Source organism: Pseudoalteromonas sp. D15MCD-2, assembly GCF_038562745.1.
Lineage (GTDB): Bacteria > Pseudomonadota > Gammaproteobacteria > Enterobacterales > Alteromonadaceae > Pseudoalteromonas.
In genome coordinates, this window is the sequence record NZ_JBCFQE010000001.1 from 1,715,334 (window position 1) to 1,741,751 (window position 26,418).

Consider the following 26,418-nt stretch of genomic DNA (forward strand, 5'->3'; position numbering starts at 1 on the left):
TTACAGGGGGATGAACACAATGATAAAACGATCGCTTTTTGTTAAAAACAAAATAGCTTTGGGACTCGCGGCGGCTACACTCGGACTCTCAAGCACATCTTTGCATGCGGCAAACTTTGAGTTAGGTGACTTCGATATACGTTTTGACTCTAACTTCTCTTATGGCCAAAGCATTCGTGTCGAAGACCGAGATTTTCAACATATAGGTAAGAGTAATAATCCTTCATTTGACTGGACGGGTTATCATTCTGCTTTAAATCCAATTTATTCTTCTGCTGATGTATGGAACCAACCAGGTGCATACTCAAATAATGGTGATGCAGGTAACCTCAATTTTGATAGTGGTGATTCATTCTCAAAGTTATTAAAAGGTAACCATGAGTTATCAATCAGCAAAGATAATTTTGGTTTCTTCACTCGCTTTATGTACTTTTACGACTTTGCCTTGATGGATGGTGATTACGCTTATAGCAACCCAACATCAGGTAACAAAGTAGACCCATGTGACGATGATGACACAAAAGAACAAGTGTGTGCTGATTTACGTTTACTAGACGCTTATGTATGGGCAAACTTTGATTTAAATGAAGGCCGTAACCCGCTGTCTATTCGTTTAGGCCAACAAGTTGTGAACTGGGGTGAGAGTACCTTGATTTCTCATGGTATTAACGTTAACCCTGTTGATATCGATCGTTTAAAAGCGCCAGGTGCAGAGTTAAAAGAAGCTTTCATACCTGTTGGTATGCTTTGGGCATCACTAGGCATCACAGATAACTTAACGCTAGAAGGTTTCTACCAATATGAATGGCATGAAACACGCCTTCCAGCGGCTGGTACTTACTTCTCGACGAACGATTTCGCGTCAGAAAATGGTTATCAGCAAAATATTCAATTGGGCTTCACGTCTAACCCTGATATTGATTTAGCATTCTTAACTGAAAGCTTAAATAATTTAGATGACATTGTTCGCTCGCAAGGTGTTGATCCTACATCTGCACAAGGCCAAGCAATGATGGCGCAAATGTACCTAGCTTACCCAACCAAAGTGGCGTTAAAAGGCAAAGGTGGTGCAGGTAAAAACGAGCCAGACGATGGTGGCCAGTATGGTTTACGTTTAGGTATGTATTTACCTGAATTAAACGACACTGAAGTGGCGTTATACCACATTAACTATCATAGCCGTCGTCCGGTAATTTCTGGTCAGGTATCAAACTTCACTGATGCGGCAATCGCTGCTGATATCGGTATGTTATTAACTACAGATATCACAGAAGATAATGTAACTAGCCTTCAAGCATTCACTAAAGGTCAGTTAGAATATCCTGAAGATATTAAACTGTACGGTCTTAGCTTCAACACATCTGTGGGCGAAACGGCACTTGCTGGTGAATTTGCATTCCGCCAAGATGAGCCTCTGCAAATTGATGACGTAGAGCTGTTATATGCGGGTATGCCAGAGCAATTAGCAGTTGCAGGTATTCGTCCTGACTTTGCTGGTATTTCACAAATGAGCCCAGGCGATGCTACAAGCGTTGTAGGCCCTGGTGAAGTAGCACAAGGATTTATCCTACGTAACACTGCACAATTACAATTTACAGCAACACACCTATTTGGTCCTTCACTTGGAGCTGATAGCTGGGCGGTAGTTGGTGAAATTGGTGGTGTACGCATTAACGATATGCCAGATTACGATGAGCTTCGTTTAAATGTTGCTGGTACTGGTCGAAGCGGTATTATGCAAGGCCCATTAAGTGATGATTATTCAACACTGCACTTAGGTCTTTCTAATGGTCCTGAAACGAACCCGTTCCCAACGGCTTCTGCATGGGGTTATCGTTTAATTGCGAAAGGTGATTATTATAACTTCTTCAGTGGTGTTAACTTCTCTCCACGTTTTGTGTTCTCGCACGATGTGAATGGTATTACACCTGATCCAATGTTCTTATTTGTTGAAGACCGTAAATCGCTCGGTGTTACTATGAACTTCAATTATCAAAATGCGTGGTCGTTCGACTTTAGCTACAACTCATTCTGGGGTGGTGGTGCAACGAATACTTTCTCTGACCGCGATTATGTATCTTTCAATATTAAATATTCAATCTAAGGGTAAATTATGATTATTAGAAAACCTACCCTCATTGCTGCAGCATTTTGTGGCGTTTTCGCAAGCTCAAGTGTACTTGCAAAAATTACCGCTGATGAAGCGGCACGTTTAGGTAAAGATTTAACTCCTATTGGCGCAGAAAAAGCTGCGAATAAAGACGGTTCTATCCCAGCTTGGGATGGTGGTATCACAACACCACCTGCTGGTTATAAACCGGGAATGCATCATCCTGATCCGTTTGCTGATGATAAAATCTTATTCACGATTGATAAATCGAATGTAGCTGAGTACAAAGATTACTTGAGCCCAGGTCAAATTGAATTATTCAATACCTATCCTGATACGTTCAAAATGAACATCTATCCAACGCGTCGTAGCGCGTCGTATCCTCAGTTTGTATATGATGCAACTAAAAAATATGCAACGACAGCTGAGTTAGTAGAGGGCGGTAACGGTATTAAAAATACCGCTGTGGGTGTTCCGTTCCCAATCCCTAAAGATGGCTTAGAAGCGATTTGGAACCACTTATTACGTTTCCGTGGTTTATCAATTGAGCGTTCTGGTGGTCAAGCTGCACCGACAGCATCTGGTTCATATAACTATGTAGGTTTTGATGAGCAACTGTTAGTTGAGTATTCATCACCGGAAGCAACGCCTGAAAAGCTACAAGAATCTAATATCTTGTTTAAGTTTAAGCAAAAAGTAACTGAGCCAGCGCGTCTTGCTGGTACTGCGTTACTAGTTCATGAAACAATGGACCAAATCTTAACGCCACGCCAAGCATGGACATACAACTCAGGTCAGCGTCGTGTTCGTCGTGCACCTAATGTTGCCTATGATGCACCGGGAACAGCTGCAGATAGCTTACGTACAACTGATGACTTTGATATGTTCAACGGTTCTCCAAATCGTTACAACTGGACATTAAAAGGTAAGCAAGAGCTTTATATTCCTTATAACAGCTATAAGCTTCACAGTGACAAACTAAGCTACGATGATATTCTGCAAGCAGGTCATATCAATCCTGAACATGTTCGTTATGAAAAACACCGTGTTTGGGTTGTTGAAGCGAACCTGAAAGAGGGCACGCGTCATATCTATAAAAAACGTGTTTTCTATATTGATGAAGATAGCTGGCAAGTTCATGTAACGGATATCTATGATAACCGTGATCAAATGTATCGTGTAGCGATGGCGCATGGTCTTAACTACTATGAAGTACCAACTCATTGGAGTACGTTAGAAGTTTACCATGACCTTAACTCTCGTCGTTATTTAGCAATTGGTTTAGACAACCAAGAAAAAATGTATGATTTCTCACAATCATTCAACGATAACGAGTTTACTTCAAGCGCATTACGCCGCGAAGGTCGTTAATCAAATTAAGGCACCTGACCCCAGGTGCCTTTTGCAATTCGCGTAAGTCATCAGTACACGCAATAGATTTCTCAGTGGCTTTTTTGACTTCTCTTTTTATTTTTTCGAAGGCGATTTATCTTTATGAAGTATTTGCTTTATGCCTGTCTTGCTTATAGTGCTTCATGTTTTGCTCAAGACATGCCTATGCCGCAACAAGCGATTAGCGCTGTTAACGCAAACAAAACTCTTCTCACCGACATTGAACTAGCTGGCCCAAATCTCATTGCAGTTGGTAAACACGGTGTGGTTATCACAAGTACAGACGCTCAAACTTGGCAACAAGCCAGTGTGCCTACTCAAGTGCTGCTAACAGCGGTTGATTTTTATAATAACGATTTAGGCTGGGCATGTGGTCATGATGCAACCATCATTAATACTGTAGATGCAGGAAAAACCTGGCAGTTACAGCAATCTTTACCAAACATGGATAAGCCATGTTTAGATATTTTATTTACTACTGAACAACATGGCTATGCAGTCGGTGCATATGGAATGTTTTTTGAAACTAACGATGGTGGCCAAACTTGGCAGAAGCGTTTTTTAGATAGCCTGTTATTTGAAGAAGACCGTGAATACCTCAATGATTTAAAAGACAGTGACCCAGAAGGCTATGAAATTGAAACAGCTTCAATACTGCCACATTTTAATCGCATCGTTAAAACTGAGGAGAGTCTATTTCTAGCCGGTGAAATGGGTTTAATGGCACAAAGTTTCGACAATGGTCAAACCTGGCAGCGTCTTGAAGAGATCTATATGGGCTCTTTCTTTACGTTTGCGTCAACTGCAGATCAAGGTGGTGAAGATCTAGTTGCAGGCCTTCGAGGCAACATTTTCACTCGACAAGCCGGCAGTGATCAATGGCAACAAATACCACACGACAATTATGCAACCGTGAATAGCGCGATTAAATACAACAACCAGTGGTTATTATTTGCCAACAGCGGAGTGATTTTCCAAATTGAGAATGGCCAATTAACAGAACAACAAATGGCCGATGGTAAATCGTTACTTGATGGTGTTGTGTTTCAAGACAAACTAGTTATGGCTTCAGAAAATGGCATTAAAGTGAAGGAGTTGAATCCGTAATGCGTGGTTTTTTAGATATTTTAGAAAGAGCGGTGTTTCGTCATCGCTTATTCGCAATTATTTCCTTTGCTTTGATCACCTGTTTCTTATTATTCAAAGCAACACAAATACAATTAGACGCTTCTTTTAATAAAAATATTCCGCTTAATCATGACTACATGAAAGTTTACACCAAACATGAAAAACAGTTTGGTGGAGCAAACAGCATTTTGATTTCTGTCTGTGATGCAGATGGTGATATTTTTAATGAGGAATTTTTCACCCAACTTAAAGCAGTTCATGATCAGCTTTACTTTATTCCTGGTGTAAATCGCCCGTTAGTTAATTCAATCTTCGCACCGAGTGCGCGCTTTGTTGAAGTGGTTGAAGATGGTTTTGCTGGCGGTCCAATTATTCCGGCAAACTTTACCGCTGATAAACGTGGTCTTGCGGTTGTAAAAGAAAACATCGAAAAAGCAAAAGTCGTTGGCCGTATGATTGCCAGTGACTACTCGTGTGCGATGGTAACCGCCCAGCTACTTGAAACTGATCCACAAACACAAGAAAAACTAGATACTTTAGCGTTTGCAGAAAAGCTAGAAACACAAGTTCGTGAACCGCTAAGTACTGACAAGGTCAGTATTCATATTATCGGTTTTGCGAAAATGGCAGGGGATGTAGCAGAGGGTGCTAAAGGGGTACTGTTATTTTTTGCTATTGCCATTGCTTTCACATTCGTAATGGTTTGGCTGTTCTGCCATTCTTTAAAACTGACTATTTTACCAATTGCCTGTTCAATCATTGCTGTTGTTTGGCAGTTAGGCTTGCTTTCAAGCTTAGGCTTTGGTTTAGACCCTATGTCAATTTTAGTGCCGTTTTTAGTGTTTGCGATTGGTGTAAGCCATGGCGTGCAAATGATCAATGACATTGGCAAAAAAGTGTCTACGGGTAGTTCAACTCGGGTTTGTTGTCAGGCAAGCTTTAGAGCACTTCTGATCCCAGGTGGTATTGCACTGCTATCAGACACAATTGGTTTTTTAACCTTACTCACCATTGATATTGGTATTATTCGTGAACTTGCTATCACAGCAAGTTTAGGTGTGGCGGTAATTATTTTCACCAACTTAATTTTATTACCTGTATGGGCATCGTACATGCGTTTTGAAGGCTCTGTGCATATTCAAGCAGGTACTCACACAGACAAACCAAATCTACTAGACAAGTTACGCGAGCTATTAGTAAAAGCGACTGATCGTAAAACAGCTGGTTTTATTATCGTCTTTACGGCTGTGTTATTTGCAGTGGGTTACTGGCAAGCTGACAAAATGCGTATTGGTGACTTACATGCTGGTGCGCCATCTTTGCACCAAGATGCCCGCTATAACCAAGACACCTTTTTGATTTCTGATAAATACACCATTTCATCAGATATCCTAAAAGTGATTGTAGAAGCGTATCCTGCTGCGTGTACTGAGCATGATGTTATGGAGCGTATTAGTCGTTTCCAATGGCAGATGGAAAACGTTGCAGGGGTACAATCGGCTGTGAGCTTAAGCTCAGTTGCGCAATCTGTGAACGCCGGCTTCAACGAAGGTAACTTAAAATGGCAAAGCTTGCCGCGCAATACGGCAAGTTTAGTGCAAGCTACTTCACGGGTTGAAACAAGCTCAGGTTTACTCGATGGAAACTGCTCTGTAATGCCTGTGATTATTTTCTTGAATGACCACAAAGCAGAAACAATTGACCATGTGGTAGCTAAAGTTAAAGAGTTTGCTAAGGCTGAAGAAACCGATGAATTAAAGTTTAAGCTGGCGTCAGGCCCTGTCGGTGTAATGGCTGCAACGAACGAATCGGTATCGGCTGCACAGCTACCTATGATGCTTTACGTTTACGGCGCCGTAATCCTGCTATGCTTAATTAGCTTTAGAAGTGTTAAGGCAACGGTCGCGGTTGTATTACCTCTGTACATCGTATCAACCTTAGCGCAAGCGTTGATGGTACAACTTGAAATAGGTTTAACAGTGTCGACATTACCAGTTATCGCTTTAGGTGTTGGTATTGGTGTCGATTACGGGATTTACATACTTTCATCAATGATGGGGCAGCTAAAACAAGGTGTGGCACTCGAAGTGGCTTATCGTAATGCATTAGCAGAGCGTGGTAGTGCAGTGCTGTTCACAGGTATTACCTTAGCCATTGGTGTTAGCACATGGATTTTCTCTGATCTGAAGTTCCAAGTGGATATGGGTATTCTGCTAACCTTCATGTTTTTGGTTAACATGTTGGGTGCAGTACTACTTTTACCTGCTATTGGTAGCTTCCTCTGGACTGACCAGAAAAAATAATGTGAATAATTGTGCTCCAATATGGCCAGTAATGGCCATTTATATCTATATTTTGTGAATAGATGACCAAATAGCTGAAAAGCTTAAAATGATTTCATCGAAAAGGCTGTTTATTAGCTGTAAAAGAGTTAGAATTTACCTGACTCCACGCTAATAAATGGCTGTACAAATATTCTACTAATCGATAAGTAGTATAGATTAAGGAACATACAATGACACGAAATGAAGGGCAAGCCTCGGTTATCTTAGATAATGTCTGTAAGCTGATCCAGAAAAAAGTTCACGCTGATAATGTGTTACTCGTTGAGAAATTCGCCAAAGCCTTGTACAGCAATATGTCTAAAGAGGATTTGGCTCATCGCAACGATAGTGACTTATATGGCGCTGCACTAAGCCTATGGAACTCGCTAGAAAAAAATAATTCTGATGACGCGGTTGTCCGTGTTTTCAATCCTGAAGTAGCAAAAGATGGCTGGCAGTCATCGCACACTATTGTTGAAATCATCGCGAAAGACATGCCTTTCCTCGTTGATTCTGTGCGTATGGCCATGACCCGCGCAAACATCGCTTCTCACTTATTACTTCACTCTCCGCTGAAAATCCAACGTGATAAAAATGCTAAAATCACCGGTATTTCAAGCTTAAAAGCAGAGCAAGAATCAACGTCGACAAAAACTGTGTTCTTTATCGAAATTGATCGTCAAACAGATGCAAAAGTAATTGAGTCTTTCAAAAAAGAACTTGAGTCTGTGTTAGTTGACGTCTCTATCGCTGTAGAAGATTGGCAGCCAATTCGTGAAAAGCTAATTGCGGTAACGAAAGACTTACCTAAACGCCACCATAATAATAACGAAAGCGAAGTTGCAGAAACGGTAGAGTTTTTAGACTGGTTAGCTAAAGATAACTTTACGCTAATGGGTTACCGTGAATATGAACTTTCGCCAGTGCAAGGTGATTACCAGTTAAAAGGTAAAAAGGGCACTAGCCTTGGTCTAATGAAAAACACAGACGAAGAGCATAGCCGCTTACTTTCTGAGTTACCTGAAGTAGCGCGCCAAGAAGCGCGTAGCAGTAACTTATTAATTTTAACGAAAACAAATTCAGTGTCTCGTGTACATCGACCTGCATACATCGACTACGTGGGTATTAAGCGTTTTGATGATGAGGGCAATGTAATTGGTGAAGATCGCTTCCTTGGTTTATTCTCATCAAGCTTTTACAACAACAGCGCCGCTGATGTACCTGTACTGAAAAGTAAGATTAACCGCATTATGGAAATGTGTGACTTTGCTAAAGGCACCCATGCATACAAAGCGGTATTAAATATTTTAGAAACGTATCCACGTGATGAGCTTGTGCAAGCACGTGAAGCTGAACTACTTGAAGTTGCCATGGGCGTATTACAAGTACAAGAGCGTGATATGTGCCGTATTTTTGTGCGTAAAGACGCATATGGCCGTTTCTTCTCTTGCATGGTATATGTTCCGCGTGAGCGCTATAACACGGCACTACGTCGTGAAACGCAACGTATCTTAGCCAATGCATTTAATTCTGACGACAAAGTCGAATTTACTACTTTCTTCTCTGAGTCAACATTAGCCCGTACACATTACACGGTGCGTGTGACTGACAATAATATTGAATATAACGTGAAAGACATCGAAAACAACCTAATTGAAGCTGCCCGTACTTGGGAAGATAGACTCCAATCTGCACTACTTGAAAGCGCAGGTGAAGCACGCGGTAAAGAACTAAACCGTAAATATGCACAAGCGTTTGCAAGTGCGTATAAAGACCAGGTTTTACCAAGTGCAGCGGTTGTTGATATTGAAAAGCTAGAACTTCTAAACGACGAGAACAAACTTGAGATGTTGTTCTACCGTCCACAAGAAGAAGCAAACACAAATGTTGTTCGTTTAAGCTTATTCCATAAAGATGTGCCAATTCACTTATCTGACGTAATGCCGATGTTAGAAAACTTTGGTTTACGCGTAGTAGGTGAAACACCTTACTCAGTGAAAACAACTGACGGTAAAGTTAATTGGATCATGGATTTTACCATGCTAATTGACAACAAGGGCATTGCTGACTTTGATAAAGTGTCAGCGCGTTTCCGTGCTGCATTAACGAACGTGTGGAATAACCGTTTAGAAAATGATGGTTTCAACCGTTTAGTATTAATGGGTGGCTTAACAGGTCGTGAAGCGTCTATTCTACGTGCCTACGCTAAATACATGCGTCAAATTGGTGTAACTTTCTCGCAAACTTACATCGAAAGCACATTTGCAAATTACCCACACATTGCATCGCAAATTGTTAACTTATTCACTAAAAAGTTCTCAGTTAAGAACCCAGGTAGTGAAAAGACACTTGAGAAGCTAGTAGCACAAGTTAACCTTGAACTAGAAAACGTAGCAAACCTAGATGATGACCGTATCATCCGTTTATACGTTGATATGATCAATGCAACACTTAGAACGAACTTCTTCCAAAAAGAAGCGGACGGCCAATTTAAGTCATACGTATCGTTCAAAGTTCAGCCTTCTATGATCCCTGAAATGCCATTACCACTGCCTGCGTTTGAGATCTTTGTATACTCGCCGCGCGTTGAAGGCGTTCATTTACGTGGTGGTAAAGTTGCTCGTGGTGGTTTACGTTGGTCTGATCGTCGTGAAGACTTCCGTACTGAAGTACTGGGTCTTGTTAAAGCGCAACAAGTTAAAAACACGGTTATCGTACCAGTAGGTTCGAAAGGTGGTTTCGTATGTAAACAGCTACCGACAGACCGTGAAGCATTCTTCAAAGAAGGTCAAGAGTGTTACAAGATTTTCATCCGTGGTTTATTAGATATCACAGATAACATTGAACGTGGTGAGATTGTTCCACCAGTTGATGTTGTTCGTCATGATGAAGATGACCCGTATTTAGTTGTTGCTGCCGATAAGGGTACTGCGACTTTCTCTGATATCGCTAACGGCATTGCAAATGAATATAACTTCTGGCTAGGTGATGCATTCGCATCAGGTGGCTCAGTAGGTTACGACCACAAGAAAATGGGTATCACTGCAAAAGGTGCGTGGGAATCTGTTAAGCGTCATTTCCGTGAAATGGACATTGACTGTCAAACAACTGATTTCACTGTGGTGGCAATCGGCGACATGGCGGGTGACGTATTTGGTAATGGTATGTTGCTTTCTAAGCATATTCGCTTACAAGTAGCGTTTAACCACATGCACATCTTTGTTGATCCAAACCCAGATGCAGCGACATCTTACCCAGAGCGTGAGCGTTTATTTAATCTACCGCGTTCTTCTTGGGAAGATTACAATAAAGACCTCATTTCTCAAGGTGGTGGTATTTTCTCTCGTGCGGCTAAATCAATTAGCTTAAGCCCAGAAATGAAGAAAATGCTTGGCACTAAGAAAGCGAGCATGACACCTAACGAGTTAATCAAAGCAGCTCTAATGATGGAGTTTGATTTACTTTGGAATGGTGGTATCGGTACTTACATCAAGAACTCTAAAGAGACTGATGCTGATGTGGGTGACCGCGCGAATGATGCGCTTCGTATTAACGGTTCTGAGCTTGGTGCGAAGATCTTAGGTGAGGGCGGTAACTTAGGTGCGACTCAATTAGGTCGTATCGAATTTGCGGCTAAAGGCGGTCGCGTTAACACTGACTTCATCGATAACGTAGGTGGTGTTGCGTGTTCAGATAACGAAGTAAACATCAAAATCTTACTTAATGGCCTAGTTGCTGAAGGTGACTTAACACGTAAACAGCGTGATGAGTTACTTTATTCAATGACTGATGAAGTGTCTGAGTTAGTATTAAAAGATTGTTACCGTCAAACGCATACCTTATCGATTACTCAATCAAAAGGTACGTCAACGCTTAAAGAAAAAGTACGTTTCATCCATGCCCTTGAAAAAGATGGCAAGCTTAACCGTGCAATCGAGTTTATTCCAACGGATGAAGAGCTTGCAGAGCGCGCAGCAGCGGGTAAAGATTTAACTCGTCCAGAGCTTTCTGTACTTGTTTCTTACGCGAAGATGGTTCTTAAAGAGTCTCTAGTGGTTGATGAAATCACTGAAAACCCTTACTACCGTCAGTTATTAGTTAAGTCGTTCCCAGTGCCACTTCGTGAGAAGTTCAACGATGCAATGGATAACCACCCACTTCGTAAAGAGATTATCGCAACGAAACTTGCAAACAACATCGTTAACGATATGGGTCTTAACTTTATGATTCGTATGCACGAAGAAACAGGTGCTAACGAAGCTGAAATCGCACTTTGCTACTCAATCGCAAAAGAAGTGTTCGAGATGCCAGAAACATGGTCATCAATTGTTGCACTTGATAATAAGATCCCAGCAGCTGTACAAACAGAAATGCTATATCAATTACGTCGTACGGTTCGTCGTGCAACACGTTGGTTCTTACGTCATCGCAATAAAGCACAAACGATTGAGCAAGCAATTGAGTTCTTTGCACCAACATTTGCTGATTTAAGTGAAAACTTAAACAGCTACATGGTTGAAAAAGAAAGCGAGCGCCTAGTTAAAGCGGCAGATAAGCTAATTGACAGCAATGTACCAAAAGCACTTGCAACACGTATTGTGTCATTATCAAGCTTATTCTCTGTAATGGACTTAGCTGAAATTGCTAATAATTCAGAGCGTAGCATTGATATGGTTTCTAACACCTACTTCAAGCTAGGTGCGCGTATGGGCTTACATTGGTTCCTTGACCAAATCACCAACCAACCAGTTGCGAACCACTGGCAAGCACTTGCTCGTGCTTCTTACCGTGAAGAGCTAGATTGGCAACAACGTACATTATCAGCTGTGGTACTTAATAGCTTTGCTGCAGACAGCAAAGACATTGATGCACAAATTGATGAGTGGATGGATAACCAAGATCTACTATTACAACGTTGGAAGCAGATGCTATCTGAGTTCAAAACATCGCAAAGCCATGATTTTGCGAAGTTCTCAGTGGCACTTCGTGAACTAATGTTGTTAAGCCACAACTGTGACACTTCCAAATAAGTGAAAAGTCGTTAAAATACATACCCCAGCTCGCTGGGGTATTTTTTTGCCCTTAATTTGCAATGGTCCGTTTACAAACGGCTACCTTGTTTATTTTTACCTAAGGAACAAACCATGTTTTATGATCTAGCTCGCCGTTTTATGTTTACCCGTGATGCGGAGTGGGCTCATGAATTTGCACTTAATAATTTACGCCGATTTGCTCATACGCCATTGAGTGCTGCGTGGTCTCAATCTGTCCCTAATAAACCCGTTAACTTTTTAGGTTTAGAGTTTAAAAATCCAGTAGGGTTAGCGGCAGGCTTAGATAAAAATGCCGAGTGTATTGATGCATTTTCGCAAATGGGTTTTGGTTTTGTTGAAGTAGGTACTGTTACACCACGTCCTCAAGCGGGTAATGACAAGCCGCGTATTTTCCGCTTACCTGAATCAAATGCGATTATTAACCGCATGGGCTTTAACAATAAGGGCGTTGATAACCTAGTTAACAATGTTAAAGCAGCGAAATACGACGGTATTCTAGGTATTAATATTGGTAAAAATAAAGATACACCAAACGAACAGGGTAAAGATGATTACATTCACTGTATGCGTAAAGTATTTGAGCATGCATCGTATATCACAGTAAATATTTCTTCACCGAATACCCCAGGTCTTCGTGATTTACAATACGGCGAAGCGCTTGATGACTTATTGCAAAGCTTAAAGAATGAACAACTTGATCTAGTGGCCAAACATAACAAGCAAGTGCCTATGCTAGTTAAGATCGCCCCTGATCTTGATGAAGTACAAATCGGCCAAGTTAGTGAGTCATTGATCAACAATAAGATCGATGGTGTTATTGCTACAAACACCACACTTGAGCGCGCAATGGTACAAGGTCAACAGTATGCAAATGAAGCGGGTGGTTTATCAGGCCAGCCTGTGCGTCAGCGTTCAACCCACGTGGTTAGTGAGCTTAAGCGTTTAACCGAAGGTAAACTACCTATCATTGGTGTGGGTGGCATCGATGATGCTGATTCGGCAAAAGAAAAATTTGCAGCAGGTGCTGACCTTGTACAAGTTTACACTGGTTTCATTTATAAAGGCCCAGAATTGGTAAAAACGATCCTAAATAGCTTATAAGGATCAGTTATCTAAGCAATTGATCATTAATAAAATGTTCTAAGAAATCATTTTATTAATGGTCTGCTTTAGTTATAATTTGTGATTATGCGCACAGTATTTATTCGTTAGGGAGGAGACATGTTACAAGCATCTAAGCAATGGAAATGGCTTGCTTGTGCAAAAAACAATCGTCTTTTGGTTGACCTAGACCAAGATATGCAACTGTGCACGCCTTACAAACTTCGCCAACTCACCGATGCTGTTTTACAAGAGCCTAACTTTAGCCTTGAAGACGCTGCATTTTATCAGCAAGTTTATCAATACCTCGAAACTTTCTCACTATGGAACCCTGCGGAACTTTGCCAAATCGCGCTGAATGCCACTGCGGTCAAATTTCATTTAAAGCCAGTACTTGCAAAAAGTTGGTTCTTTCATGAGTATAATGGCAGCCAACCAAGTGTCGAAGCTGTAGTGAAATTGTGCTCACAGGCACAAGAAGGTGAGTTTTTAATTGTTGATCACTCAAGCGAAGCCTCAGTGTGTATTAACCTAAGCCAACACTTTCAATTAGACGAAAACCTTTCTCTTGAACAGTTTGAGGCTATTAAGGTTTTAAATAACCGTATCCATCCTGTTTATATTCAACAAAAACAGTTTAAATCTGCCTAATATCCCTGCAAATGTTGGCGTTTTTGTTCGCCAAGCTATGCTATAATCCTGCGCAATTAGCATTTAAGGGTTTTTACTTTGCAATTTATCGCACTTACTTCTATCGGAATAGAAAATTTACTTGTTGATGAGCTTACAGCACTCGGTGCAGAAGTCTCAAAACAAACCGTGGGCTCTGTACGTTTTGAAGCAGATAGCTTATTAGCACAAAAGATTTGTTTATCGAGCCGTTTTGCGACTCGTATCATGATGCTGATAGAAGAAAAAGAAGGCGTAAAAGACAAAGACAGCCTTTATCAATTTGCACGCTTACAGCCTTGGCAGGAGTGGTTTAGTCCTAAACAAACCTTTGCTGTTGATTTTACTGGTACTAATAACGATTTAAAAAATACGCAATTTTCAGGTCTAGTTGTAAAAGATGCGATTGTTGATTACTTCGCGGATTTATTCGAGCAACGTCCTGATGTTGATAAATACAATGCCAATGTACGTGTTGTAGCAAGGTTGAACCGTCAAGGTGTTGCGCTTTATATCGATTATTCTGGCCCGCGTTTATCTGAGCGTGGTTATCGTCAAGATCAAGGCAAAGCGCCGATTAAAGAGCATTTAGCTGCAGCCCTTGTGAAACGAAGTGGTTGGCTTGAAAACGTACAGCAACCTTTATTCGATCCATGTTGTGGCTCTGGTACCATTTTAATTGAAGCTGCAAGCATGGCACGCAATGAAGCGCCGGGCTTATTCCGTGAAGGTTTTGCCTTTGAGCGCCTGCCTAGTTTCCGAATTCAAAAATACAAAGAATTAAAAGCAGAACTAACTGCACAAATTACAGATCCTAAACTTTGGCTTATTGGCCATGATATTGACGCCAGTGTGATTTCAAAAGCTCAAGAAAACGCAGAGCGTGCTGACCTTGGTAATGTGATTAAGTTTAAACAAAGCGATGCCACTAAGTTAACCCCAGTTGCGAAACTACCTGGTGTGGTGATTTCAAACTTACCTTATGGTGAACGTTTAGGCTCAATGGCTGAGCTGGTTAACTTACACCGTAGCTTAGGTGTTGGCTTCAAAAAGCACTTTAATCATTGGAAACTTGCTTTACTTGGCACTGACGAAAGCTTATTTAAGTTATTAAAGTTAGTTAAGTTAAAACGCTATAAGTTTAAAAATGGCCCGTTAGATGTTGTATTAAATCTTTACCAACTTGACGATAAACAAGTAGAACTTAGCAAAGAAGATAAGCCGGCTCTTAATTTTGAAGGTTCAACAGCCTTTGCAAACCGTTTAAAGAAAAATAAGCAAAATTTAAAGAACTGGTTAAAGCAAAATGAAGTAAGCTGCTACCGTGTTTATGATGCGGATATTCCAGAATATAACGTAGCTGTAGATGTATACGATGATTCAGCGGTTATTTTTGAATATGCTGCACCGAAAGAAATCGATGACAATACGGCTCAAAAACGTTTGCAAGATGTGATCAGCTTGACCGCTGAGCAGTTAAATATAGCACCAGAAAATATTGCAGTTAAAGTGCGTAAAAAGCAAAAAGGTGAAGAGCAATATACCAAGGTAGCAAAACAAAATCGTACTCAAGTAGTGGAAGAGTTTGGCGCTAAATTCAAAGTAAACTTATTTGATTATTTAGATACTGGTTTGTTCTTAGATCACCGATTAGCTCGTCGTTATATCCAACAAAACGCACAAGGCAAACGTTTCTTAAATTTGTTTGCTTATACAGGCAGCGCATCTGTGCATGCTGCTGTGGGTGGTGCTAAAGCCATTACCACGGTTGATATGTCAAAAACCTACTTAAAGTGGGCGCAAGAAAACTTTGCTCTGAATGATATCAGTAATACCCGTTATCGTTTTGAGCAAGCAGACTGCTTGAAGTGGCTTGAGTATGCACAAGGCCAATATGATTTAATTTTCTTAGATCCACCGACGTTCTCAAACTCAAAACGTATGAAAGATGCGTTTGATGTACAACGCGACCATATCAAACTACTTACCTGGGTTAAGAAAATTTTAAGCCCTAACGGTACGCTTATATTCTCAAATAATAAGCGTGGCTTTAGCATAGATGAAGTAGGGCTAATGGGTCTGGGTTTAAAAGCAGAAAACATTTCTGACAAGACTTTATCACCAGATTTTAAACGTAATAAGCAAATTCATAATAGCTGGCTTATTACCCATGGCTAACTTTATCCTCTACCACACTAATGGCTGTCATCTGTGTGAAATGGCCGATGAATTATTAATTGCTACAAACGCTTCGTTTGTAGCAAAAGATATTATGGACAGTGAACAGCTGATTGAACTTTACCAAACCAGTATTCCGGTTGTGGAATCTCATCAAGGCAAGAAATTATTTTGGCCTTTTGATGCTGAGCAATTAGCGCAATTTATTGCTGATAATAAAGAATAAGAGTAGTAATCACGATGGATTTAATCAGAATAGCCAAAGCTCAACTCGCTTATGGTACGCATCCGCTACTAGATGATGCCGATGCCGTTATTGAGTCAGGTGAGCGCGTTTGTATCGTTGGTCGAAACGGTGCAGGTAAATCAACACTATTAAAAGTGCTTGATGGCCAAGTGACATTGGATGATGGTGAAATCAACCAATTAGGCGGTATTCGCATTTCACGTTTAGAGCAAGATCCACCAAAAGGGGCGGCAGGCTCAGTATTTGATTATGTCGCGCAGGGCATGCCTGATATTGCTAACTTACTGATAGAATATCACCAAGTTAGTAATCAAATGCAAACAGACTATAACGATAAATTGCTTAACAAATTAGAGCGTTTATCTAATCAATTAGAAACCGTTGATGGCTGGCGTTTTGATACCCGTATTCAGCTCGTTTTATCTCGCTTAGAGCTAGACCCAGAAGCCAAGCTTGAATCATTATCGGGTGGTTGGCTACGTAAAGTTGCTCTTGCACGAGCCTTGGTTAGTGAACCTGATTTACTGCTACTTGATGAGCCTACCAACCACTTAGATATGAGTAGTGTTATTTGGCTTGAGCAATTTTTAAAAGAGTTTAAAGGCGGCATCGTTTTTATTTCTCACGACCGTGCATTCATTCGAGCAGTTGCAACCCGTATTCTTGATTTAGACCGTGGTAAGCTGGTTTCATACCCTGGCGATTATGCGACATATCTTGAACAAAAAGCGCATGATCTAAAAGTAGAAGAAACACAAAACGCATTATTTGATAAGCGCTTAGCAGAAGAAGAAGCGTGGATCCGCCAAGGTATTAAAGCACGTAGAACGCGTAATGAAGGCCGTGTACGTGCTTTAAAAGAGTTACGTAAAGAGCGTAAGCAGCGTGTTGATCAAGTCGGTAAAACTGATTTCAATATTGAAACAGCGGATCGTTCGGGTAAATTAGTATTCGAAGCGAAAAACATCTGTCATGCATTTAAAGATAAAGTCATCGCAAAAGACTTTTCAACCCTTGTTATGCGTGGCGATCGTGTTGGCCTTGTTGGGCCAAATGGTATTGGTAAAACAACACTGCTTAAAATTTTATTTGGTGACTTAACACCTGATAGCGGCAGTGTTAAGCAAGGTGTTAACTTAGAGTTTGCTTATTTTGACCAGTATCGTCAAAAGCTTGATGAAGAAGCCACAGTACAAGATAACGTAGCTGAAGGTAAGCAAGAAGTGATGATGGGCGGGCGCTCACGTCATGTACTAGGTTACTTACAAGACTTCTTATTTCCACCGGCAAGAGCGCGTACGCCAGTAAAAGCGCTTTCAGGTGGTGAGAAAAACCGCTTATTATTAGCAAAGTTATTTTTAAAGCCATCTAACATTATTGTTCTCGATGAGCCAACCAATGACCTCGATATTGAAACTTTAGAGCTTTTAGAAGAGATCATTAACCAATATCAGGGCACTGTACTGATTGTAAGCCATGACCGTGAATTTATTGATAATACCTGTAATTCTGTATGGGCATTTGAAGGTAACGGCAAGATCACCGACATTGTTGGTGGTTATAGCGACTATGAAGCGTATGCAGCTCATTTAGCTGAGCAAGAAAAACAACAACAGCAACAAATTAAGCAAGAAAAGCCGGCCGTTGTTAGCCAAGATAAAACACCAAAGAAAAGTAATAAACTCTCTTACAAATTAAAACTTGAATTAGAAGAATTACCCAGTAAAGTGGAACAACTTGAAAAAGCGTTAGACGCTCAGCAAGTTGTGGTTAATGACCCTGACTTTTTTAAGCAAGATGCTGCAATTACAACAGAAGCATTGAACCATTTAGCCGAGTTAGAGTCTGAGCTTGAAGTCGCTTTTGAGCGCTGGGAAGAACTCGAAGATTTAAAGAATCAGTAGTAAGGATTAAAATGAAATACAAATTACTCGCTGCCAGTATTTTAGCCACCCTAAGTACCTCAGCGATAAGCGCAACCTATAAATTAGAAGAATTAGGTGGAATTGATGGCGCTAAATTTAACTACGTAACAGATGTTAGTGAAAACGGTCACATCATAGGCTTAGCAAATGGCCTTTACAAATTACCCGTTGATGTCTCTTATATCGATTTTACAGATTCGTCGATCAAAGATTCTTATGATACAGCTAAAAAGCAGTATGAACTCATTGATAAAGAAATTACATTCACGCTTGATGATATTGAGAATAACGATGCGGTAAATACAAATGCCGATGCTCATGCATTTATGGTAAGTTTTTTAACAGGTCGTTCAACTGACTCTGAATATCAAAAATTATCAAGTGCAATTGCAACGCTTTACACATCTGAAGGTGCTTCAGAGCAAGTTTTATTTGATGAACAGTCTCTTGATTTTGACGGCTTAACACGCTCGACTTCTAACTTACTAAATGCTGTAACAGATGACGGTGTAATGGTTGGTTGGGGCAGTGCACCTTACGAAAAAACATCGTTCACTCAAACAGATGAAGATGAAGAAGAAACCCACTTTTTAAGAGACTTCATTAGCCGTGCAATTGTTATTACCGAAGACGGTGTGAAAGTTGAACTTGCACCAGAGTTTGATGATTACGGCGGTATTAGCTCGGCAAATGACATTATCAAAACAGCTAATGGTTACGAAGTTGTAGGTACTGTTTCAACGAATATTGCGGTTGATCCACTGGATGATATTACTGATAACTGTGATGGCGAAGATGAACCAGTTTCAGACTGTGTTGAAGCGTACAACCGTACTTATTCAACGGGTATTTATAATAAACGTGCTGTTAAGTGGACATTAGACACTAATCTAAACATCACCAATACAGAAATGTATGGCTTAGGTTTAACGCCTGAAGATGATGAAGATTTCGCGTTCCGTAGCAATGCAATTGCAATCAACGAAAATGGTTTAGTGGTTGGTACGTCTGATGTGCGTTACAAGAGTAATAGCACACGTATTACTATGCCTGTTGTTTTCGAAAATGGTGAAGTAAAAGAATTTATCGACCAAGAGGATGATTGGATTTCGGGTCAGCCTTTAGCGGTTAATAATGATGATGTTATTGTTGGCTATGCGAGCAAGCGTATCGACGGTACAACGCGTACAAAATTTTTCTACTACGATAAAAATAGCGACAGCGTTGTTTTCCCAACTGATTACTTCTCAAGCTCAAGCTCATTAGCTAACGATATCAATGATAATGGTATAGTTGTTGGTGAGGGTGAAACAGATATTTATAATACTTCTACGCGTCGTCGTGAAGGTTTCATGTACACCATTGGTGAAGACTCAGTTGTAAACTTAAACGATTTATTACCTTGTTATGAAGAAGATGGTGAGACTCGCTTTAAATACACGGTTGCTGAAGCGAAATCAATTAACAACAATAATGAAATCTTCGGTGTTGCGACTAAAACTGTTGAAAAGACAGATTCATTCGGTAACGTTGTAGTCGATGTTAATGGCAATATCGAATATGAAAGTGTCGCAGTGGCTGTTAAGTTAACACCAATTGACGGCAGTGTTGAAGAATGTCCTGCAGAAGAGATTGAACAATACGAGCGTCAATCAGCAAGCTTCCCTTGGTATGCATTATTGCTATTACCATTTGCAGCAGCACGTCGTGTATTTCGTAAGAAGTAATAATTAGAGAGCTTTATGCAAAGCAAATAGCTTTCTTACAAGAAATAAAAAACCCAGCTTCAAGCTGGGTTTTTTGTCTATACTGAAATCAGTTATTTTTTATGGCGGTGTATCCATGCTTTACGGACTGAGCGTTTCCAAAGCATGTCGGTACCAAAATAACCAATGATTGCCGCAGCTGTTGCACAAATAAATGAGCCAACTAAAAACGCAGGGCCGATAGTTGTAAGGCTATCTATAAACCATTGCCAGCTTGGTTCAAATTGGAAGTGCTGCTGTGGTTGAGCAAGGGCAATCGTGCCTACAATATATGAACAATAGAAAATAGGAGGCATGGTTAGTGGGTTAGTGATCCACACTGTTGCAACAGAAATCGGTAAATTTACTCGAAATGGAATAGCCAGGGCGGCTGCAAGAACCATTTGAAAAGGAACAGGGATGAACGCAAAAAATAAACCAACCGCAAATGCACCGCGTGCTGAGCGTCTATTTAAGTGCCATAAATTGGCATCATGCAATAAACGACCAAAAATTCTTAAATACTTGTGTTCTTTTACCTTGTTATGATCAGGTAAAAAGCGTTGGATCGTTTTCTTAGCCATTTAAAGCAACCATTTACATCTATTTGGTTATGCAGCGGCTTTGTCATAGGCTGTTTTTTCACCCTATATACATTTGGCACTGCGGCGTTTTATATAATGAGTTTTGCTGTATTGCTAGCAGGTGCCTATTTTAAGCCTTTTTTAACTCTATTGTCAGGGTTTATTTGCGCTATTTTAGTAGTGATTTTTCATTACATCATCTTTTACTCTATCTCTAACTGTCAAATCGATTATCAACAAAGCCGATTAGTTCGATTTGAGGTAGCTGAAACTTACAGTGAACAAAGCCCTTATTACATTAAAGCAAGTCTAAAAAATATTGAATTTTGCTCTACAGGTATGCGACCTGCTCCTAATGCAATGCTAAGCATTACTTCAGATAGACCTGTTACTAGTGGAGATGAATTAAGCGCAGAACTCAAACTTAAACCTTACAGATCGGTAAAAAATTTCTATAGTTTTGATAGAGAACGGCAAGCATTACTTGAGCGAGTATTTTATAAAGGCCGAAGCGTAGGGGAGATAAGCTATTTAAATCATCATCGATATGACTCCCTTCGAGTGAGCTACCGCACATATATTGAAAAAGTGACGGCAAGCACCCAATTACAATGGCTTTATTATGCGCTTTTAACCGGTGACAAAAGTAAAATAAGCTATGAAGATAGAAAACACTTACGTGAATTAGGTTTGTCGCATCTGCTTGCTATTTCAGGTCTTCATATCGGACTTATCTTTGCAGTCGGCTTTTATAGTAGTAAGTGGCTGTTAAGAGTGAGTCATTTACGCGTAAGACAATCAATTCAATTAAATAAGTTATTTGTTTTTGTAGGGTTCTGTTGCTCGTTCGTCTATGTCTACTTAAGTGATTTTATAGTTTCCGCAAGCCGAGCACTGCTGATGTTAGGCTGTTACCTTGTTATTTATAACCTAGGGAAAAACCCAGTGCGTTGGCGTTCAATTTTGTACGCCTTGAGTGTTGTGTTGTTTATAGACCCATTTGCACTTTTGAACCCCGGGCTCTATTTCAGTTTTTTGGCCGTTACGCTCATCTTTCTACTGACTAAAAACACAGTTAATTTGTCACTTGGTTTTTTAAAGCGGTTTGCACAGCTACTGCAAGTTCAGTGCGCTTTATTTGTCGGTTTACTGCCTCTATCCTTATATTACTTCTCAGGCACTAGTGTCATAGGTTTATTGATTAACCTTATTGCTGTGCCCTTGGTTGGTGTGCTGTTATTGCCTTTCTTAATTTTTTATAGTTTGGTTTCTAGTCTACTGGATATTTCTGGTTTGTTATCACTCGTCGACAGTGCGCTGTATTATGGCTATCAATTACTACTTTCTATCCCTAATGACTGGCGTTGGTTCTCGCTCAATGAGTTTGGTTTTTCATTATTGATCATAAGTTACATAACACTTCTGCTGTTGTACTTTAGTCCAAATAAATATGTGTGCTTAATTCCTGTTTGTGTATATGCCGTTGATAGTGAATTACAGCCAGAAGCTAAGTTTCAGTTAGATGTGTTTGATGTAGGGCATGGATTAATGGTGATGGTAAGCCACAAAAACAAAGCGATAATTTATGATTTAGGGCCACAGTACTTTGGCCGTTATGATTATGTACGCCGTGTATTACTCAACAACATCAATAAACAACAGTTATCTATTATTGCAACAATAATAAGCCACTTAGATAACGACCATTCTGGCGGTTTAACAAGTTGGCAAATGGCAGGCTATCAACACACCTTAGCTACTTTTCATCCTCAGGGGCTTGGAAATAAGTGCAAAACAACAACGCTCAGGCCTGATGAGCTTAAAATCAGAAGTTTTACAGCAAAGGTAGAAAATGCAAGTCGTAATGATCAGTCGTGTTTATTAAAAGTAACGGGTTTTAATTATTCAGTGTTATTGACTGGGGATATATCTGCAGCGGCAGAAACTAAGCTTGTTGAAGAGGGGATGGATTTAGGAGCGACTATTTTAATAAGCCCCCATCATGGTAGTAATACCTCTTCAAGTTATGAATTTATAGGTGCAGTAAACCCTGAAGTGGTCATCCATTCATCTGCTTATCAAGGGCAATGGCACTTTCCTCATCCTGAGGTTGTAAATCGTTATAACCAACACTATATAAAGCAGTTATCGACGGCAGAGAATGGCCATATACGCATAAAATTTTATTCAGATACTTATCGCTTAGAATTTGCGCGAGAGCAGGAAAGTTATTGGTTCGAACAAGATTGACGTTTTGTTTTTACCCCCTAAAGGCTACAATAGTCGAAGTCTATGAATAAGAGAGTGTTATGGATCAAACTACATCCCAAATCTATAAGCGATTAATCAGTTATGTGGGTGATTATAAGTTAATCGCGTTTTTCGCCATTGTAGGCATGATTGGCTATTCAGCCATGGATGCATTGTTTATCAATTTAATGAAGCCCTTCATTGATGAAGGTTTAAATGATCGTAACACTGATGTTTTAACTTATGCACCATTTGTTGTAATTGCATTGGTATTAGGTCGTGGCATGTTTAACTATATGTCGTCGTACTGTTTAAGTTATGTTGGCTCGCAAGTTGTAAGAACGTTGCGCCAACAATTATTCGAACATATTTTACATCTGCCGGTGTCTTTTCATGATAAAAACTCAAATGGCGATTTAATCTCTAAAATCACCTTTGATACTGAGCAGGTTCAACAAGCCATTACTAAAGCCCTATTAATTGTTGTTAGAGAAGGGGCCTTTGTTGTTTTCTTACTATTTAATATGTTTTATACCAGTTGGAAGCTATCACTGATATTTTTAGTCATTATTCCGCTGGTGGCTGTGATCGTTGCCTTTGTATCGAAACGTTTTCGTATGATTTCGAAAAAAATCCAATCTGCTATGGGCCAAGTAACTCGCAGCTCAGAGCAAATGCTATCTGGTCACAAGGTGATTCATGGTTTTGGTGGTCAACAGCAAGAGATATCGCAATTCTCGGCTATTAATAATCATAATCGTCAGCAGCGCATTAAAATGGATGCAACTAAAGCGTTAAGCGTTTCTGTTATCCAAATTTTGGCAGCAAGCGCGATGGCCGTGATTTTATGGGTTGTGTCTATGCCATCGATGATTGATACCATCAGTTCAGGTGACTTTGTATTACTTATTTCTTCAATGATGATGTTATTACGCCCACTGAAGCAACTTTCAAACGTTAATAGCGATTTACAACGTGGTATTTCGGCAGCGCAAAGTATCTTTTTAGTACTTGATGAAGAAGTAGAAAAAGACACTGGCACTTACAGCGTTGACAAAGTAACTGGGAAAATTGAAGTGAACAATGTGACCTTTAAATACCCAACGAAAGATGAGCCTGTATTAAAGAATTTATCACTTTCGATTAATGCCGGTGAAAGCATCGCATTGGTTGGCCGTTCTGGCTCAGGTAAATCGACCATCTCAAATTTATTACCACGTTATTATGAGCTTGAAGGTGACAGTGAAATTTTGCTTGATGGCGTCAACATTGCTGATTACAAACTGACAGATTTACGTAAGCAATTTGCACTCGTTTCACAGCAAGTGGTTTTATTTAACGACACCATAACGAATAACATTTGCTATGGCCTCGACCGCGAATTAACAAACGAGGAGTTAATGGCCGTTGCCAAGCAAGCCCATGTTTGGGAGTTTGTTAAAGACTTACCAGAAGGTTTAGATACCATGGTGGGTGAAAACGGCGTTATGTTGTCAGGTGGCCAGCGTCAGCGAATAGCCATTGCACGTGCAATATTAAAAGATGCCCCTATTTTGATTCTAGATGAGGCGACATCTGCACTTGACACTGAATCTGAAAAACTGATCCAGCAAGCACTTGATAGCTTAATGAAAGAAAAAACATCGATTGTGATAGCACACCGTTTATCAACAATAGAAAACAGTGATTGCATTTATGTCATCGACCATGGTCAAGTTATCGAAAAGGGCACGCATAGCGAGCTGCTTGAAAAAGACGGTACCTATAGTGCGTTATGTAAAATGCAGTTTGGTGAGCAATAGTGAGTGTTATTGAAAAAAGCTGGTATAAAAAGCCAGGTTTAATCAGTGTTTTACTGTTACCTTTCAGTGTGCTTTTTTGGCTTATCTCAACACTTCGCGCTTTGTTTTATAAGCTTAATATTCTAAAAGCATTTAAAGCGCATCTTCCTGTCATTGTTGTTGGTAACATTAGTGTGGGTGGAAACGGCAAAACGCCATTTGTTATTTGGCTTGCTGAGTACTTACAGCAGCAAGGTTTAAAAGTGGCGGTGATCAGTCGTGGCTATGGTGGTCAGTCTGATTCGTATCCTTTGTTAGTGACTGAACATACGAGTACAGCGCAAGCTGGTGACGAACCTGTACTTATTAAACGCCGCCTAGGTTGTGTTGTAATGGTTGGCCCTGACCGACAAGCGAGTATAAAAAAATTAGAGCAACATGATATCGATGTCATTATTTCTGATGATGGCATGCAGCATTATAAAATGGCGCGTGATATCGAATGTTGTATCGTTGATAGTGAACGCCAATTTGGTAACGGTTTATTAATGCCTGCAGGTCCACTTCGTGAAACCAAAGCGCGCTTAAAATCGGTTGATTTAGTCATAGAAAATGGTGGCAACTCTCAAAGCCGCTATGATTTAACATCAAGCCCATTTCGAACCGTAAGTAATTCAGAACTTGCCAATTCAGTTCAAGATAAAGGCCATGCGGTCAGTGCTATTGGTAACCCCAAACGCTTTGAAATAAGTCTTGAGCAGCAAGGGATTAACTTACTATCGACTCATCATTTTCGTGATCATTATGCCTACCAAGCTAATGACTTTATCGATTTTGCAGATGACGCTGTATTTATGACAGAAAAAGATGCAGTTAAATGCTTTAGTTTTGCTAAACCAAATTGGTATTATTTACCTGTTGATGCAAAGCCAACAGCAGCAGTTATCGAAAAACTTAATTTATTATTAAAACAAAAAGGGATCCTCAATGGCCTTTGATACAAAATTACTTGAAATTATCGCTTGCCCAGTGTGTAAAGGTAAACTACGTCTTGATAAAGAAAATCAAGAGCTTATCAGTACTGCTGCGAAACTAGCGTACCCAATCAAAGACGATATCCCGGTGCTTTTAGAAAATGAAGCCCGTGAATTAAGCCAAGAAGAGGTTGATAAGTGGAATTCGTAGTTGTTATCCCAGCTCGCTACGCATCGACGCGTTTACCAGGTAAACCACTTGCTGATATTTGTGGTAAACCAATGATCCAACATGTTTATGAAAAAGCGGTAGCTTCAGGTGCTTCACAAGTTTATGTAGCGACTGATCATCAAACAGTGTTTGATGCAGTAAAGAAGTTTACTGATAATGTATTGATGACACGAGAAGATCACCAATCAGGCACAGAACGTTTAGCTGAAGTTGTTGAACAGTTAAAACTTGAAAGTGACACTATTGTTGTCAACGTGCAAGGTGATGAGCCTTTATTGGCAAGCGAAAATGTATCTCAAGTTGCCATGCTACTTGCTGATTCTGATGCGCCAATGGCGACTTTGAGCACCAGCATTGATGAGATTGATGATATATTTAATCCCAATTGCGTGAAAGTCATTAACGATGCAGACAACAACGCACTGTATTTTTCGCGTTCGCCAATCCCTTATCATCGTGATGCGATGATGAATGATGACCGAGAAAAGCTAAATCTTGCTGATTTTGCGCGCCATATTGGTATTTATGCTTATCGTGCTGGCTTTATTAAGGACTACATCGAATTACCAGAATCTCGATTAGAGCTTTTAGAGTCATTAGAGCAGCTTCGCGTACTTTATCATGGTCACAAAATTAAAATCGCAAAAGCTCTGTGTGCACCGCAAGCAGGCGTAGATACCCCTGAAGACTTAGCGCGCGTTATTGCAGTGCTTGGCAACTAAAA

Annotated in this window: 17 protein-coding genes; 16 read left to right on the forward strand and 1 reads right to left on the reverse strand. The window is 40.2% G+C overall.

Translation table 11 applies throughout. The annotated features are described in order from the left end of the window. Positions 1-19: 19 nt before the first annotated feature. The 11 genes from AADY36_RS07770 (at position 20) to AADY36_RS07820 (ending at position 19,855) form a co-directional block, all read left to right on the forward strand. The gene (locus AADY36_RS07770) at positions 20-2,104 is read left to right on the forward strand and encodes a DUF1302 domain-containing protein (protein ID WP_054561588.1); all 2,085 of its coding nucleotides are present in this window, start codon (positions 20-22) and stop codon (positions 2,102-2,104) included. Positions 2,105-2,116: 12 nt separating this feature from the next. After that, the gene (locus tag AADY36_RS07775) at positions 2,117-3,481 is read left to right on the forward strand and encodes a DUF1329 domain-containing protein (RefSeq protein WP_054562000.1); all 1,365 of its coding nucleotides are present in this window, start codon (positions 2,117-2,119) and stop codon (positions 3,479-3,481) included. A gap of 123 nt (positions 3,482-3,604) precedes the next feature. Beyond that, positions 3,605-4,609, forward strand: coding sequence for a WD40/YVTN/BNR-like repeat-containing protein (locus AADY36_RS07780; protein WP_055198767.1), 1,005 nt, complete (start codon positions 3,605-3,607; stop codon positions 4,607-4,609). Further along, complete coding sequence (locus AADY36_RS07785; RefSeq protein ID WP_054551390.1) at positions 4,609-6,933, forward strand: efflux RND transporter permease subunit; 2,325 nt, start codon at positions 4,609-4,611, stop codon at positions 6,931-6,933. Before AADY36_RS07780 ends, AADY36_RS07785 begins: the two co-directional genes overlap by 1 nt. Before the next feature lie 212 nt (positions 6,934-7,145). Continuing rightward, positions 7,146-11,984, forward strand: coding sequence for an NAD-glutamate dehydrogenase (locus AADY36_RS07790; RefSeq protein ID WP_342408797.1), 4,839 nt, complete (start codon positions 7,146-7,148; stop codon positions 11,982-11,984). Between the two features lie 114 nt (positions 11,985-12,098). Beyond that, entirely contained in the window at positions 12,099-13,109 is a 1,011-nt protein-coding gene (gene pyrD, locus AADY36_RS07795; RefSeq protein ID WP_054561585.1) for a quinone-dependent dihydroorotate dehydrogenase, read from the forward strand. 120 nt (positions 13,110-13,229) lie between these two features. Then, positions 13,230-13,760 (forward strand): cell division protein ZapC domain-containing protein, encoded by a 531-nt coding sequence (locus AADY36_RS07800; RefSeq protein WP_285221470.1) that lies wholly within the window; start codon positions 13,230-13,232, stop codon positions 13,758-13,760. A 78-nt stretch (positions 13,761-13,838) separates the two neighbouring features. Next, positions 13,839-15,956: a bifunctional 23S rRNA (guanine(2069)-N(7))-methyltransferase RlmK/23S rRNA (guanine(2445)-N(2))-methyltransferase RlmL gene (gene rlmKL, locus AADY36_RS07805; RefSeq protein WP_054561583.1), complete on the forward strand. Its 2,118-nt coding sequence runs from the start codon at positions 13,839-13,841 to the stop codon at positions 15,954-15,956. Continuing rightward, entirely contained in the window at positions 15,949-16,182 is a 234-nt protein-coding gene (locus AADY36_RS07810) for a glutaredoxin family protein (protein ID WP_342408798.1), read from the forward strand. Before rlmKL ends, AADY36_RS07810 begins: the two co-directional genes overlap by 8 nt. Positions 16,183-16,196: 14 nt before the next feature. Further along, entirely contained in the window at positions 16,197-18,107 is a 1,911-nt protein-coding gene (uup, locus tag AADY36_RS07815) for an ATP-binding cassette ATPase Uup (protein WP_055197265.1), read from the forward strand. Positions 18,108-18,118: 11 nt separating this feature from the next. Then, a complete protein-coding gene (locus tag AADY36_RS07820; protein ID WP_342408799.1) occupies positions 18,119-19,855 on the forward strand; it encodes a DUF3466 family protein in 1,737 nt (578 codons plus the stop codon). Positions 19,856-19,947: 92 nt separating this feature from the next. On the opposite strand, the gene AADY36_RS07825 is transcribed toward AADY36_RS07820, so the two are convergent. Beyond that, positions 19,948-20,457 carry a DUF2062 domain-containing protein gene (locus tag AADY36_RS07825; RefSeq protein ID WP_054561579.1) on the reverse strand — a complete coding sequence of 170 codons (510 nt, stop codon included), beginning with the start codon at positions 20,455-20,457 and terminating at the stop codon, positions 19,948-19,950. A gap of 96 nt (positions 20,458-20,553) precedes the next feature. On the opposite strand from AADY36_RS07825, the gene AADY36_RS07830 reads away from it, so the two are divergent. From AADY36_RS07830 to kdsB, 5 genes are read left to right on the forward strand one after another with little or no spacing between them, the layout of a single operon-like run. Further along, positions 20,554-22,707: a DNA internalization-related competence protein ComEC/Rec2 gene (locus tag AADY36_RS07830; RefSeq protein WP_342408800.1), complete on the forward strand. Its 2,154-nt coding sequence runs from the start codon at positions 20,554-20,556 to the stop codon at positions 22,705-22,707. 59 nt (positions 22,708-22,766) lie between these two features. After that, positions 22,767-24,509, forward strand: coding sequence for a lipid A export permease/ATP-binding protein MsbA (gene msbA / locus AADY36_RS07835; RefSeq protein WP_054561577.1), 1,743 nt, complete (start codon positions 22,767-22,769; stop codon positions 24,507-24,509). Then, positions 24,509-25,486 carry a tetraacyldisaccharide 4'-kinase gene (gene lpxK, locus AADY36_RS07840; protein ID WP_342408801.1) on the forward strand — a complete coding sequence of 326 codons (978 nt, stop codon included), beginning with the start codon at positions 24,509-24,511 and terminating at the stop codon, positions 25,484-25,486. The genes msbA and lpxK overlap by 1 nt, the downstream gene beginning before the upstream one ends. After that, complete coding sequence (locus tag AADY36_RS07845; RefSeq protein ID WP_036968654.1) at positions 25,476-25,673, forward strand: Trm112 family protein; 198 nt, start codon at positions 25,476-25,478, stop codon at positions 25,671-25,673. The genes lpxK and AADY36_RS07845 overlap by 11 nt, the downstream gene beginning before the upstream one ends. Next, positions 25,661-26,416 (forward strand): 3-deoxy-manno-octulosonate cytidylyltransferase, encoded by a 756-nt coding sequence (kdsB, locus tag AADY36_RS07850; RefSeq protein ID WP_054561575.1) that lies wholly within the window; start codon positions 25,661-25,663, stop codon positions 26,414-26,416. The genes AADY36_RS07845 and kdsB overlap by 13 nt, the downstream gene beginning before the upstream one ends. The last annotated feature ends 2 nt before the right edge of the window (positions 26,417-26,418 follow it).